The following is a 12,700-nucleotide window of genomic DNA, read 5'->3' as shown; positions in this document are numbered from 1 at the left end:
AGAAAGACACTGCTTTGTAAGGGGCATATTTTATCATCTTGAGCAGAGAGGAGGATGCATAGCATATTGTAAAATATAGAGATAAACAATGAAAAAGTGCTATGCAAATGAAGAGCATGAAGGGACGTTTAAGGCCAGGTGATACGGTAGCAATTGGTTTAATGCTATTTGCATTATTTTTAGGAGCAGGAAATTTAATTTTTCCGCCAGTTTTAGGTCAACAAGCAGGAGAGAATGTTTGGATTGCTACAATAGGATTCCTTGTAACGGGAGTCGGATTACCCCTACTAGCTGTAACAGCTGTCGCGTTTGTAGAGGGGGACTTGAAAGCGCTATCTTCTAGAGTCCACCCTATATTTGCGTTTATTTTCCCATTGATTAGTTATTTAGCAATTGGACCATTTTTCGCGATTCCTCGTACTGGAGCTGTTTCGTTTGAAATGGGTATGAAGCCTTTTTTATCAGAGGCAATGGTTTCAGAGTGGTACATGCTATTTCTTTTCACGATAGTTTTCTTCGGAATAACGTGGTATTTATCATTAAATCCATCTAAATTAGTGGATTGGTTCGGAAAGTTTCTTACACCATTATTAGTATTAATTGTGGCTGTTATTGTCGGAAAGGCAATTATTGATCCAATTGGAGAGCCAGCTGCGCCGTTAGCTGCTTACAAAGAAAATGCTTTCTTTGGTGGATTTATTCAAGGATATTTAACGATGGATGCAATTAGCGCGCTCGTATTCGGAATTGTCGTTGTACAAGTTATCCGCTCTAAAGGGATAAAAGAGAGTAGTCAAATTGCAAAAATAACAGTAGTATCAGGTATTATTGCTGTACTTGGTTTAACGTTAATTTATTTATCACTTGCTTATCTTGGTTCAACAAGTACATCACTTGGTATCTCAGAAAACGGTGGTCTTATTTTAACGAATGTTGTAAATGAGCTATATGGGACGAGTGGTAAAATTTTATTAGGGCTTGTTATTATACTCGCTTGTTTAACAACTTCTGTTGGGTTAACATCTGCGTGTGCGGGTTTCTTTACAAACTTATTCCCAAAACTTTCGCATAAAACGATTGTAACAATGGTATGTGTATTTAGTTTAATTGTATCTAACCTAGGTTTAACACAATTAATCGCAGTAACATTACCTGTGTTAATGATCATTTATCCAGTTGCAATCGTATTAATTGTACTTTCGTATTTCCATAAGTGGATTGGGAAGCGTAATACAATTTATATTGGAGCTATTTTAGGTGCATTGTTAATTAGTTTCTTTAACGGTTTAGAAAGTGCGAAAATTAAAATTGACGCGATTTCTAATGTACTACAAATGTTACCGTTATATAACGAAGGAATCGGATGGTTAATTCCATCATGTATTGGCGGGATTCTCGGTTTCTTCTTCTATAAATCAAATGAATCAAGTGAATTACAAAAGAAAGGTGCTTAGGCACCTTTCTTTTTTTGAAGGGGATTTTTGTATTTTGTCTAAGTAATAATTGGGGGGGATGATAAATGGCTAATTTTGAAGATTTTTTAAATTTGGATTTGAGAATTGGAACTGTAATACATGCAGAGGAATTTAAAGAAGCGAGAGTACCAGCGATTAAACTAGCAATAGATTTTGGAGAAATCGGGATAAAGCAGTCAAGTGCTCAAATTACGAAAAGGTATAGTCCAGAAGATTTAATCGGTCAACAAATCGTTGCTGTTGTAAACTTTCCACCAAAGCGTGTAGCTGGATTCAAATCAGAAGTGCTTGTGCTTGGTGGTGTTCCTGAAGCTGATGATGTTGTGTTACTTCAGCCTAATATGAAATTGCCAAATGGAACAAAAATTAGCTAGGGTGAAGGTAGGGGCTAATATGGATATCGGACGAGAATATTTGCAATGTGCGATTTCGAACTTTAAAGCAACAAAGAAACAAGGGGAGCGGGCACTTTCTCAATTATCATATGAACAAATACAATGGTCTTCTCATGAAGAAACAAATAGTATAGCGATTATTATTAAGCATCTTCACGGTAATATGCGTTCTAGATGGACGGATTTTTTAACGTCTGATGGTGAAAAAACAGATCGTAATCGAGATGGTGAATTTGAAGGATGCTATCACTCAAAAGAAGAAACCCTTATAGCTTGGCAAGAAGGATGGAAATATGTTTTTAATACGATGAATACTTTAACGCCGGAACACTTATTGAAGACGGTATACATTCGCGGTGAAGCACATACTGTCATGCAAGCAATTGAAAGGCAAATTGCTCATTATGCATTGCATATTGGTCAGATTATTTACATTGGGAAGATGTTAAAAGAAAATGAGTGGGAATGTTTAAGTATTCCGAGAGGTCAGTCTACGCGTTCTGTAGAGAAAAAACGTTCAACATAATAATAAGAAAGAAACCGATAAAAAATGGGAAAAAAGAAAGTCAGCCAAATAATAGATGGTTCTGTAATCATAAGAATACTGCCAAAAATAAGTCCATATATAATAAGAAAGAAATTGAAAAGTGTATTCACAGGGAGAAATCGTGAGATAAACACTTGCTGTCGTTTAAAACAATCACTGTGAAATAAATAAAAGCGGAAGTACCATGTGGCTGTAATAAGGTCTTTCTTTCTCACAATTCTTTTTTTGCATGTATGACAGATAAATGGTGGTTGCATTTCATTACGCTCCATTTTTTATTTTCATAATAATGTGAGACAAAAGTAGGTACAAAGTGTATGTTCCTATATACGCTCCTGCAATAAGGAAAAATGGATTCAGTAAAATTCCATGAATGCTCGTCATGAAAACTAAATCTTGTATTAAAACATCGTATATATTAATGGAAATAATTATACCGAGTACATACAGTGCCAAGTACGCAGAAATATGTAGCACAATAGCGATTTTTGGTTGCTTAGCGGACAAATAAAAAATGAATGATAGAGCAATTGGTAATATTCCTATTAATAGCTTCAATTCATTTCACCTCATTAACAATATAGCCGAAATTTTAACGGTCTATTCTCTAGGGCTTGTACATAACTTGAAATAGAGAGGTGATAGTATGAATCGGGGCTTTTTTTTTATGAAGTTTACAAGTATGCGTAAGTTAGTTTTATTTGTTATTACTACAATGCTAGCGACTTTTTTTCTTATTAGTATGATGGTAACCTCTATGAAAGAGACAAAGTCAACGTATTTATATAATTGGTTAAATGAGTTATCGATGAATGGTTACATGTATGTACTTGGAAAAGAGAATCATTATTTTACACAGGAGTATCGAAATTTGAATCAAGATTTTTCAATTTCTTCTTTTCTCTTTTCTATGGCTACAAATATTCGCTTTAATGATGTACGCAGTTTCGTCGGGAAAGAGCTCCCGGGGTTTGGTAAGTACGATACAGAAATTGTTATTGCGGGTGAGGGTACAAATTATTCTAACTTACCGATAGAGTCGAGTGTTCCTCTTGAAGAAGTGGTGAAGGAACGGACTAGTGGAACTGGACAAGTACCTAAACAAGATACGAGTAAAGAGAAAAAACAGCCGTCCCAAACGACTGGGAAGAGACAAGTTGCGTTTATTTATCATACACATAGCTGGGAATCTTATTTACCTTTACTTAACTTAACGAATGACCCGAATCCGAATAAAGCAACGAGTTCTGTATCGAATATTTCTATATTAGGAGATCGTTTCCGTGAACAACTAGAAGGTGAAGGGATTGGAGCTACTAACGATAAGAGTGATGTTGGTCAAAAGTTAATAAGTAAAGGTTTAAACAGTAATAGTTCGTATAAAATGTCACGAGAAATTGTGCAGCAAGCTATGGCTGGAAATAAAGATCTTCAATACTTTTTTGATTTGCATCGTGATAGTGCCCGAAAGAATGTAACGACAAAAACAATTGGAGATAAGTCATATGCAAAGCTTGCATTTGTAGTAGGGAAAGGAAATAAAAACTATGAAAAAAACTTACAATTAGCGACAGCTTTACATGAGGCGATTAATAAGAAATATCCAGGAGTGAGCCGTGGGGTCATTCAAAAAGGGTTCCAGACAGGAAATGGAATCTATAATCAAGACCTATCAGGACAAGCAATATTAATTGAAGTTGGCGGTGTAGATAATACAGAGGAAGAATTGAATCGATCAATTGATGCACTTGCTAAAGCATTTGGTGAATATTTTTGGCAGGCAGAAAAAGTGAATGGATAAAGTGAAACGTGAATTAGCCAGGACATCTATCGATAATTATTAGCGCACTTCAATCTTGAAAAAACGTAAGTGTAATGCTTGCGTTTTTTCTTTGTAATGGTGAGACGTCACAGAATAGACATAATTTGTCGTTGTTATAGTAATATCGAAATTTGTCAATTTATAGTAGGAGATTTACAAAGGAATTTTCGGGAAAGTAGAGAAAATCTTTTTATAAGGAAAACTTTTTATTATGAAACTGGTAGGGTGATTGAAGTGATTAGGGAAATCGAAATAGAAGATGCAGCATCATTTTTGCAATTAAGTAAGCAATTAGATGAAGAAACGAAGTTTATGCTATATGAACCAGGAGAAAGGAAAACTACAGCTGAGCAACAAGAAAAAATGATCCATCGATTTATGGAAAATGAATATGCAACAATATTTGTAGCAGTTGAAGATGAGAGAATAGTAGGTTTTATATTAGTGAATGGAAATAACATTCAAAGAAAGAGGCATGTGGCAAGCATTGTAATTGGTATTTTGCAAGAGTATAGCGGGCGAGGTATTGGGACGAGATTGTTTAAAGAGGTTGAGAAGTGGGCAAAATTACATGATGTATGGCGTTTAGAATTAACAGTAATGGCCCACAATACAAGAGCTCAGGCACTATATAAAAAAGCTGGATTTGAGAAAGAAGGTGTCAAAAAAGCTGCTCTTATTATCGATGGAAAGGGCATCGATGAGTATGAAATGGCCAAATTATTAAAATAAGAGGTCGTTATATGAAAAAAAGATGGGCACTACTTGGTATTGTAGCTGCAATAATTATTATTGGAGTAGCAGGAATCAATTATAAAATGTATAAGGATAAGCAGGCGCGGGAAGTAAGTGTAAATAGCATATTTCCGAAAGCGAAAGAAACGATTGCTAATATGGATGGGGATATTGCGGTAATTAATAATCCGAATTCAATGCTTGTACTTGTAAATAAAAGTAGGCGTTTACCAGATGGGTATAGACCGCCAGATTTAGTTATTCCGAAAGTGCGCTACTCTAGTGAAGGTGATCAAGAAAAGAAAAAGATGAGAAAAGAGGCAGCGAGGGCGCTTGAGGATATGTTTCAGCAGGCTGACAACGAGCGTATTTTTCTTTTTGCAGTTTCTGGATTTAGATCTTTTGATCGACAAAAAGCATTAAATACGATGTATAAAAAACAAGACGGGGAAGCAAAAACAGCAATGTCTAGCGCGGTTCCTGGCACAAGTGAGCATCAAACTGGACTAGCTATGGATATTACGTCTCAATCTGCTAAATTTCAGTTAGAGACGGTTTTTGGGGAAACGAAAGAAGGTCAGTGGCTTTCTGAAAATGCCCATAAATTTGGTTTTGTTGTTCGATACACAAAAGCGAAAGAAACGATTACGGGTTATCGGTATGAACCATGGCACGTAAGGTATGTGGGAAATCCACAAGCTACATATTTGTATGATAATCAACTGACGCTTGAAGAAGTAACAGAGTAAATGATTGAGGGGAGAGACGTATAATGACGATGTTATATAAGAAAAAAGTACATGCATATATTACAAGAGAAAAAGAGGGGGTTATGCAATTACTTGTTTTTAAACATCGTGATATACATGAAGCTGGTATTCAAGTGCCAGGAGGAACGGTTAATGAAGGTGAAACGTTAGAAGCGGCTATATTGCGTGAAGTACAGGAAGAATCCGGATTGCGTCATTTATGCATAGAACGTTTTTTAGCAGATTACATCATACATATGAAAGAAAAACAGGAATATGAAAAACGCCACTTTTTTCATGTAACTTTACTAACAGATGTAAAGGATACTTGGGAACATATTGTAAGTGCTGGTGAGGAAGATAAAGGATTAGTATTTTGCTACGAATGGGTTGATATTGCAAAATGCCATGAATTAGCTGGGAAACAAGGTGAGTTTTTACATTTGTTAGATGAAGTATACGCACAGTAATGTAAGAGTCTGAAGCGAAGTTTAATCCGTTTCAGACTTTTTTTATTTTTCGGGAAATTAAAGGTGTTTAAATAAGGAAATTGAATTTCTTTAAAGGGATATTAATTTAGGATGTGTTGAGGTGAAAAATTGAAAAATTAAGGGTTATACGCTAAAAAAGTTCATATAAGGGAGAATATAAATGGAAATTCAGTTTAATCCAATCTTAAAAAAGGAATTAACAATTCAAGATATTCAAAATGAAATGGAATCTGGAAAGTTAACTTCAAAAGAGCTAGTAATGTATTATCTCTATAGAATCGCAAAGTATGATCAAGACGGACCGAAAATCAATTCAATTTTAGAAATCAATCCAGATGCTATTTTTATTGCAGAAGCGTTAGATTATGAAAGAAAGACAAAAGGCGTAAGGGGACCATTGCATGGAATACCTGTTTTGCTTAAGGATAATATTGAAACGAATGACTCCATGCATACAAGTGCAGGTACAATAGCTCTAGAACAAAATATAAGCAGTGAAGATGCATTTCTTGTTACTAAACTGCGAGAAGCAGGGGCAGTGATAATTGGAAAAACGAATATGACAGAATTAGCAAATGCAATGTCTTTTGAAATGTGGGCTGGATATAGTGCAAAAGGTGGTCAAACAATCAATCCATACGGAACGGGCAAGGATCATATGTTTGTTGGCGGATCTAGTACAGGATCTGCGATAGCAGTTGCTGCTAACTTTACAGTAGTATCTGTTGGGACAGAAACCGATGCTTCTATTTTGAGCCCCGCTGTTCAAAATTCTGTAGTAGGTATTAAACCGACTGTCGGTTTAATTAGTCGTAGAGGAATTATTCCATTTACTTATTCACAAGATACAGCTGGACCATTTGCTAGAACGGTAACCGATGCTTCTATTTTGCTAGGGAGTTTAATTGGGGTAGATGAGAAAGATGTTGCTACTCATAGAAGTGAAGGTAGGGCAGAGCATGATTATACAAAATATCTTGATGTTAATGGCTTAAATGGAGCGAAGATTGGTGTGTTTAACGCTGCACCAAAAGATTATTACGAAAATGGTGAGTATGATGAAATCTTGTTTAAGGAAACGATCCAAGTATTACGTAATGAAGGAGCGACAGTAGTAGAAAATATTGATATTCCTTCTTTTCATAGAAAATGGAGTTGGGGAGTTCCGCTTTATGAACTGAAGCATAGTTTAGATAACTATCTTTCTAAATTACCTTCTACTATTCCGGTACATTCTATTTCAGAGTTAATGGAGTTTAATAAAAACATAGCAGAAAGAGCTTTAAAATATGGACAAACCAAGTTAGAGGGAAGAAAAGACTTTCCAAATACGTTACGAAATCCAGAATATTTAAATGCGAGATTAGAAGATATATATTTTTCTCAAGAACAAGGCATTGATTTTGCATTGGAAAAATATAATCTTGATGCGATACTGTTTCCTTCCTATATAGGTTCTACTATATGTGCGAAAGCGGGTTATCCGTCTATAGCAATACCAGCTGGGTATATGGAAAGCGGGAGACCTTTTGGAATTACGATTGCAAGTACTGCCTTTAGTGAAGGGGTATTAATTAAGCTAGCTTATGCTTTTGAACAAGCGACAAAGCATAGAAAAATCCCCAACTTATCATGAATAGAATAAACAAAGAGGACAGGAATCCCTGTCCTCTTTGTTTTAGTGATTAAATTGAAATATCGTTCTGCTCTGTCTTATGATATTTTAATAAACTAAAAGATAAACAAGCGGAACATAAAATAAGAATAGAAGCAATGATATAAATTGTACGAACACCGAACATATCAGTAATAATGCCAATGCTAAGCATAGATAGTCCAGAGGCTGTTGAAAGAAGTGCACCATGTGCTGTATACATTTTGAATAATAAAGCAGGGGCGACACTTGATTGTAAAACAGTCGTTTGGGAAATATCTCTAATTTGATAACATGGTCCCATTAGAACACATAGAAAAAGCGCAATAAATCCGCTGCTTGTCATACCGTATAAAAATGTAAGAATACTAAACATAAGAGAGCCAATCGACATAGATCGTATTAAATTGTTTTGAATATAGGAACTCATTTTCCAGGCTAATAGACCACCGATTAACGTGCCAACATAATAACTTGTATTAATATATCCCCACCATTCTTCGCCCTTATGAAGGATAGTCGTAACGTATGCCATCGTAATAGCACCAATCCATATTGTCCCTGCGAAAGTTTCGATTAAGTCCATATATGTAACGGTACGGAGAGAAGGATTTTGAAATAGGAGTTTCCAACCTTCCAATAAAACAGTACTTTTGGAAGAGGGAGAATCTGCTATTCTTTCAGTATGTATGGAACGTAATGAAAAATGTAATGCAATGCATCCGAAAATCATTAAAATGTTATTAATCATGAGTGTAGAAGTAGCGCCAATGAGAAGAACGACAATACTCGTAAATGAATAAGCAACGGCTTGCACAATTTGTGTTGAAAAGGAAAAGATACTATTTACTTTTACTAATTTTTCTTTCGGTGTAAGGCGCGGAAGAATACTGTATAATAATGGAGCACTCCACCCACTACATAATGAAATGACAAAAATAAAAGTTAATAGAGCCATAATGTTTGCTGAGAAGAACGGGAACAAAATCATTAATAATAGTAAAAAGACTGTTTTCAGCCATTGGAGCGTATATAACAGCGTATAAGATGGAAAACGATTTATTATAAGTGGTGCAGAGATGTTAGCAATTAGATTTGTGATAACTTGTAATAATGGAAAAAGAGCAGTAATAGTAGCTGATTTAGTTGCTATATAAATATGAGTTGTAATAATCATTACATATACGATGTCAGCGAGAGTAATGCATATTTTGGAACCTAAATAGTAGATTAGTGACAGGTTTCTCAATAAGATTATCACCTCTATAAAAAATAGTATTTAGTAATTAGAATAATTGTAATTTAAAAATTAAAATTTTTAAAGAATTTAATTTTTTGTCACTTTTTGAAAGGGATTTTCATGTATAATGAAGAATATATTGATATAGTATTATATTAATAATCATTGTAACAGTGAGTATGTACAATAGCTTGTAGCAAACGCCCAAGTGTAAGAAAGGGCGGATAAACCATTCTTTTCTTCATATACATATAGAAAATGAGAAAGAAAGTGAGGGTTGCATATGGCTGCTTGGGTAATTTGGTTTATAATAGCTGGTATTTTATTTATCGCAGAAATGTTGTCGATTACATTTTACATGCTTTGGCTTGGAATTGGAGCTGTTGTCGGAGGTCTTATTGCTTTGTTTGCTCCTGATGCACTACTGTTACAAATTACTGTTGGTGCAATTGTAAGTTTAACTTTGACATTCTTTACGAAAAGAATTTCAAAAAACTTTCGAGAAGCAAAAGGTTTTACTGATACAGTAGATATGCTTGTTGGTAAAAAAGGGATTGTTATGCAAGCGATTACAAATGAAGCGAATGGTATTGTGAAAGTGGATGGAGATACTTGGACAGCTATTGCAGATTCTTCAATTGATGCTGGAGAAAAAGTCGTTGTTATAAAGAGGCATAGTACTATATTACAAGTGAAAAAGGAGAGTGAATAAATATGGTAGCATTAACGTTAACGATTATATTCGCACTAATTGTAGTTACATTTATCGCATTAACAATTAAAATTATTTCTCAGCAAAAAGTTGGGGTTGTTGAAAGATTTGGTAAGTTTCAACGTATCATGCACCCAGGGTTAAATATTTTAATACCAATTGTAGATCGTGTTCGTGTATATCATGACTTACGTATTCAACAAACGAATGTACCACCGCAAAAGGTAATTACGAAAGATAATGTTCAAGTAGAAATTGATACTATTATTTTCTATCAAATTGTTGAACCAGAACTTGCGACATATGGTATTTCAAACTATGAATATGGTGTTCGTAATATTACTTCAGCAACGATGCGTCAAATTATCGGTAAAATGGAACTGGATGAAACGTTATCTGGTCGTGAAAAAATTTCAACAGAAATCCGCTTAGCGCTTGATGAAGCAACAGAAAAATGGGGCGTACGTATTGAACGTGTCGAAGTTGTTGATATTAACCCGCCAAAAGATGTGCAAGCATCAATGGAAAAACAAATGAAGGCTGAGCGTAATAAACGTGCGATTATTTTAGAAGCTGAAGCAGCAAAACAAGATAAAGTCCTTCGTGCTGAAGGGGAAAAGCAAAGTAAAATTTTGATGGCTGAAGGGGATAAAGAAGCGCGTATTCGCGAAGCTGAAGGTATAAAAGAAGCAAAAGAATTAGAAGCGCAAGGGGAAGCAAGGGCAATTGAAGAAATCGCAAAAGCAGAACAAAATCGTATTGAATTGCTTCGTGAAGCGAATTTGGATGAGCGTATACTTGCTTACAAATCATTTGAATCATTAGCTGAAGTTGCAAAAGGACCAGCAAATAAAGTCTTTATTCCGTCTAATGCAATTGAAACACTTGGTACTCTTGGGGCAATTGGAGAAATATTTAAAGAAAAACAAGTGAAGAAACTACCTTCAAATGATACAGGAAAAGAACAATAAAAGTGAGGAAGAGAAATGGGATACCATTTCTCTTTTTTTTGCGTATATTCCGAAAAGCTTGTACATATCCATGTATAAAGAAGGTGATGCAGTGAAAAAGTATGCAACTCGAATACATGGGAAGAAACTGATTTCGTTACTCCTTTTATATGCGCTAATAGTAATTATGATAGCGTCGATTTTGACGTCATTTTTACATACAATGAAATCGAATTATGCAAATCAATGGTTTGGAAAAGTATCGATGCAAGGTTTTGTTCAAATGATAGAAAGTGAGAATCGCTATTACGGATTTGATTATTTTAAGAAGAATAAAAGAGAGTCAGTTGGAAATTTAATGTTCTCTATTGCGACAGATTTGAAAATTAAAGATTTAAGAACATTCGTCGGTAAAGAAGTACCTGGTATGTCAAAGTATTATTCTAATATTATCGTAGCTGGGGAAGGGACAAACTTGACGAATATCCCAAATGAATCTAGTGTACCGATTGAAGAAGTAACGAAAGAACGGGAAGTAGCAAAAGATAAAGTTACAGAAGCGGAAAAGAATAATCCGGTTCAGAAAAAGAACGGAGCGAAAAAAGGTGAAAGTGCAGTATATATTTATCATACACATAGCTGGGAATCCTTCTTTCCATTATTACCAGGGGCTACGGATCCATCAAGTCCAGATGTAAATGTGTCCTTACTAGGGAAACGTATGAAAGAGCAACTTGAAGGACAAGGAATTCCGGTAGTTCACGATAAAACGAATATGGGTGATTTATTAGCGAGTAAAAAATGGAAATGGCCGCAATCATATAAAGCGTCTCATGAATATGTAAAAGAAGCATTAGCACAAAATAATAAAATTGCGTTTCCAATTGATATACACCGTGACGATCAGCGTAAGAAAGTAACAACAAAAGTAATTAACGGAAAATCGTATGCAAGATTATATTTTATAATTGGGATGGAAAATGAAGGCCGTGCTGAAAATGAAAAAATTGCAAGAGCGATCAATAGTTATTTAGATGAAAACTACTACGGATTAAGTAGAGGGATTTTTCCCAAGTATAAAAAAGATGGAAATGGCGTTTATAATCAAGATTTATCGAAAAATGCGATGTTAATTGAAGTTGGTGGTGTTGATAATACGTTAGATGAATTATATAACACAATTGATGTGTTAACAGAAGCGTTTAGTAAATATTATTGGAATGATGCGGAAAAAGTGAATGGATGAGGGACGGGAGACCGTTCCTTTTTTATTTTGGAATCTTAAAATGTGATATAATGGAATTTTATGAATGTTAAATAAAGGGAGAGAGAAACATGCAAATACTACTAATACGCCACGGAGAATCAGAAGCTGATATTTTACATGTGCATGAAGGTCGAGCTGATTTTGAGTTAACTGACAAAGGGAGACAACAAGTACAAAGACTTGTACAGAAAGTGAAAAAAGATTTTGCGCCAGATTTCATTTGGGCAAGCACATTAAAACGCGCTCGTGAAACGGGTGAAATATTAGCAGAAGCAATTGGTTGTCCAATTCAATTAGAAGAGGAATTAATGGAGTTTAATAATGGAGTGCAAGCAGGCTTATCATTTGAAGAAGCAAAGAAATATCCAGAGCCAAAGTTTCTTCATGACCGTTTTGAAAACGGAGAATCATTTATTGAGTTTCGAATGAGAATAGAAGGAATCTTTTCTAAAATTATGATAGAGAATACATATGATCGAATTGCAATTGTTGCCCATGGAGGCGTAATTAATAGTCTATTACGTGCATTTTTCAAAATGCCAATTTCAATGGACTACTATTTCAAAATGGGAGATACGGGAATAAGTTTAATTGAAATTGAGGGTGAACAAAAAACGGTGCATTTCATTAATGATACGAATCATTTGGACGGGATGTAAAGAC

The 12,700-nt window shown here is 34.9% G+C and carries 15 protein-coding genes; 12 read left to right on the top strand and 3 right to left on the bottom strand.

Going from position 1 to position 12,700, the window contains the following annotated elements; translation table 11 throughout:
- The first annotated feature begins 101 nt into the window (after positions 1–101).
- From brnQ to AU379_RS13870, 3 genes are all read left to right on the top strand, one after another.
- Positions 102–1,454, top strand: coding sequence for a branched-chain amino acid transport system II carrier protein (gene brnQ, locus AU379_RS13880; RefSeq protein WP_001999653.1), 1,353 nt, complete (start codon positions 102–104; stop codon positions 1,452–1,454).
- Between the two features lie 65 nt (positions 1,455–1,519).
- Positions 1,520–1,849, top strand: a complete 330-nt coding sequence (gene csaA / locus AU379_RS13875; protein WP_001263016.1) for a chaperone CsaA — start codon at positions 1,520–1,522, stop codon at positions 1,847–1,849.
- Positions 1,830–2,396 carry a DUF1572 domain-containing protein gene (locus AU379_RS13870; RefSeq protein WP_000435829.1) on the top strand — a complete coding sequence of 189 codons (567 nt, stop codon included), beginning with the start codon at positions 1,830–1,832 and terminating at the stop codon, positions 2,394–2,396. The genes csaA and AU379_RS13870 overlap by 20 nt, the downstream gene beginning before the upstream one ends.
- On the opposite strand, the gene AU379_RS29180 is transcribed toward AU379_RS13870, so the two are convergent.
- Positions 2,357–2,674, bottom strand: coding sequence for a hypothetical protein (locus AU379_RS29180; protein ID WP_002098535.1), 318 nt, complete (start codon positions 2,672–2,674; stop codon positions 2,357–2,359). The genes AU379_RS13870 and AU379_RS29180 overlap by 40 nt on opposite strands.
- 4 nt (positions 2,675–2,678) lie before the next feature.
- The gene (locus tag AU379_RS13865) at positions 2,679–2,975 is read right to left on the bottom strand and encodes a hypothetical protein (RefSeq protein ID WP_000770734.1); all 297 of its coding nucleotides are present in this window, start codon (positions 2,973–2,975) and stop codon (positions 2,679–2,681) included.
- Positions 2,976–3,063: 88 nt separating this feature from the next.
- Here AU379_RS13865 and AU379_RS13860 point away from each other — a divergent pair, with 88 nt between their 5' ends.
- The 5 genes from AU379_RS13860 to AU379_RS13840 all read left to right on the top strand — a co-directional run bounded on the left by AU379_RS13860 (position 3,064) and on the right by AU379_RS13840 (position 7,850).
- Positions 3,064–4,218: a stage II sporulation protein P gene (locus AU379_RS13860; protein ID WP_001079280.1), complete on the top strand. Its 1,155-nt coding sequence runs from the start codon at positions 3,064–3,066 to the stop codon at positions 4,216–4,218.
- A 255-nt stretch (positions 4,219–4,473) separates the two neighbouring features.
- On the top strand, positions 4,474–4,971 hold the full coding sequence (locus AU379_RS13855) for a GNAT family protein (protein WP_000617574.1): 498 nt from the start codon (positions 4,474–4,476) through the stop codon (positions 4,969–4,971).
- An 11-nt stretch (positions 4,972–4,982) separates the two neighbouring features.
- Positions 4,983–5,723, top strand: a complete 741-nt coding sequence (locus tag AU379_RS13850) for a M15 family metallopeptidase (protein WP_000747647.1) — start codon at positions 4,983–4,985, stop codon at positions 5,721–5,723.
- 23 nt (positions 5,724–5,746) lie between these two features.
- Positions 5,747–6,193, top strand: a complete 447-nt coding sequence (locus AU379_RS13845) for an NUDIX domain-containing protein (RefSeq protein WP_061139422.1) — start codon at positions 5,747–5,749, stop codon at positions 6,191–6,193.
- A 181-nt stretch (positions 6,194–6,374) separates the two neighbouring features.
- On the top strand, positions 6,375–7,850 hold the full coding sequence (locus AU379_RS13840) for an amidase family protein (protein WP_061139421.1): 1,476 nt from the start codon (positions 6,375–6,377) through the stop codon (positions 7,848–7,850).
- Positions 7,851–7,899: 49 nt separating this feature from the next.
- Here the strand turns inward: AU379_RS13840 and AU379_RS13835 are convergent, their stop codons facing one another.
- Positions 7,900–9,117 carry an MFS transporter gene (locus tag AU379_RS13835; protein ID WP_061139420.1) on the bottom strand — a complete coding sequence of 406 codons (1,218 nt, stop codon included), beginning with the start codon at positions 9,115–9,117 and terminating at the stop codon, positions 7,900–7,902.
- A 274-nt stretch (positions 9,118–9,391) separates the two neighbouring features.
- Here AU379_RS13835 and AU379_RS13830 point away from each other — a divergent pair, with 274 nt between their 5' ends.
- The 4 genes from AU379_RS13830 to AU379_RS13815 all read left to right on the top strand — a co-directional run bounded on the left by AU379_RS13830 (position 9,392) and on the right by AU379_RS13815 (position 12,696).
- Positions 9,392–9,820: an NfeD family protein gene (locus tag AU379_RS13830; protein WP_061139419.1), complete on the top strand. Its 429-nt coding sequence runs from the start codon at positions 9,392–9,394 to the stop codon at positions 9,818–9,820.
- 2 nt (positions 9,821–9,822) lie between these two features.
- Positions 9,823–10,791, top strand: coding sequence for an SPFH domain-containing protein (locus AU379_RS13825; protein ID WP_061139418.1), 969 nt, complete (start codon positions 9,823–9,825; stop codon positions 10,789–10,791).
- Positions 10,769–12,016: a stage II sporulation protein P gene (locus AU379_RS13820; RefSeq protein ID WP_000613905.1), complete on the top strand. Its 1,248-nt coding sequence runs from the start codon at positions 10,769–10,771 to the stop codon at positions 12,014–12,016. Before AU379_RS13825 ends, AU379_RS13820 begins: the two co-directional genes overlap by 23 nt.
- 89 nt (positions 12,017–12,105) lie before the next feature.
- Complete coding sequence (locus tag AU379_RS13815; protein WP_001166433.1) at positions 12,106–12,696, top strand: histidine phosphatase family protein; 591 nt, start codon at positions 12,106–12,108, stop codon at positions 12,694–12,696.
- Positions 12,697–12,700: the final 4 nt, after the last annotated feature.

This window comes from Bacillus sp. JH7 (assembly GCF_001563515.1).
In the GTDB taxonomy this organism is placed as follows: Bacteria; Bacillota; Bacilli; order Bacillales; family Bacillaceae_G; genus Bacillus_A; species Bacillus_A cereus.
Note: the sequence above shows the minus strand (reverse complement) of the source record. Positions and strands in the feature narration are given on the sequence as shown.

Excerpts from the sequence above, each read along its gene's own strand:
- brnQ (WP_001999653.1), top strand. The coding sequence starts at position 102 with ATGCAAATGAAGAGCATGAAGGGACGTTTAAGGCCAGGTGATACGGTA.
- csaA (WP_001263016.1), top strand. The coding sequence starts at position 1,520 with ATGGCTAATTTTGAAGATTTTTTAAATTTGGATTTGAGAATTGGAACT.
- AU379_RS13870 (WP_000435829.1), top strand. The coding sequence starts at position 1,830 with ATGGAACAAAAATTAGCTAGGGTGAAGGTAGGGGCTAATATGGATATC.
- AU379_RS29180 (WP_002098535.1), bottom strand. The coding sequence starts at position 2,674 with ATGCAACCACCATTTATCTGTCATACATGCAAAAAAAGAATTGTGAGA.
- AU379_RS13860 (WP_001079280.1), top strand. The coding sequence starts at position 3,064 with ATGAATCGGGGCTTTTTTTTTATGAAGTTTACAAGTATGCGTAAGTTA.
- AU379_RS13850 (WP_000747647.1), top strand. The coding sequence starts at position 4,983 with ATGAAAAAAAGATGGGCACTACTTGGTATTGTAGCTGCAATAATTATT.
- AU379_RS13845 (WP_061139422.1), top strand. The coding sequence starts at position 5,747 with ATGACGATGTTATATAAGAAAAAAGTACATGCATATATTACAAGAGAA.
- AU379_RS13840 (WP_061139421.1), top strand. The coding sequence starts at position 6,375 with ATGGAAATTCAGTTTAATCCAATCTTAAAAAAGGAATTAACAATTCAA.
- AU379_RS13830 (WP_061139419.1), top strand. The coding sequence starts at position 9,392 with ATGGCTGCTTGGGTAATTTGGTTTATAATAGCTGGTATTTTATTTATC.
- AU379_RS13825 (WP_061139418.1), top strand. The coding sequence starts at position 9,823 with ATGGTAGCATTAACGTTAACGATTATATTCGCACTAATTGTAGTTACA.
- AU379_RS13820 (WP_000613905.1), top strand. The coding sequence starts at position 10,769 with ATGATACAGGAAAAGAACAATAAAAGTGAGGAAGAGAAATGGGATACC.
- AU379_RS13815 (WP_001166433.1), top strand. The coding sequence starts at position 12,106 with ATGCAAATACTACTAATACGCCACGGAGAATCAGAAGCTGATATTTTA.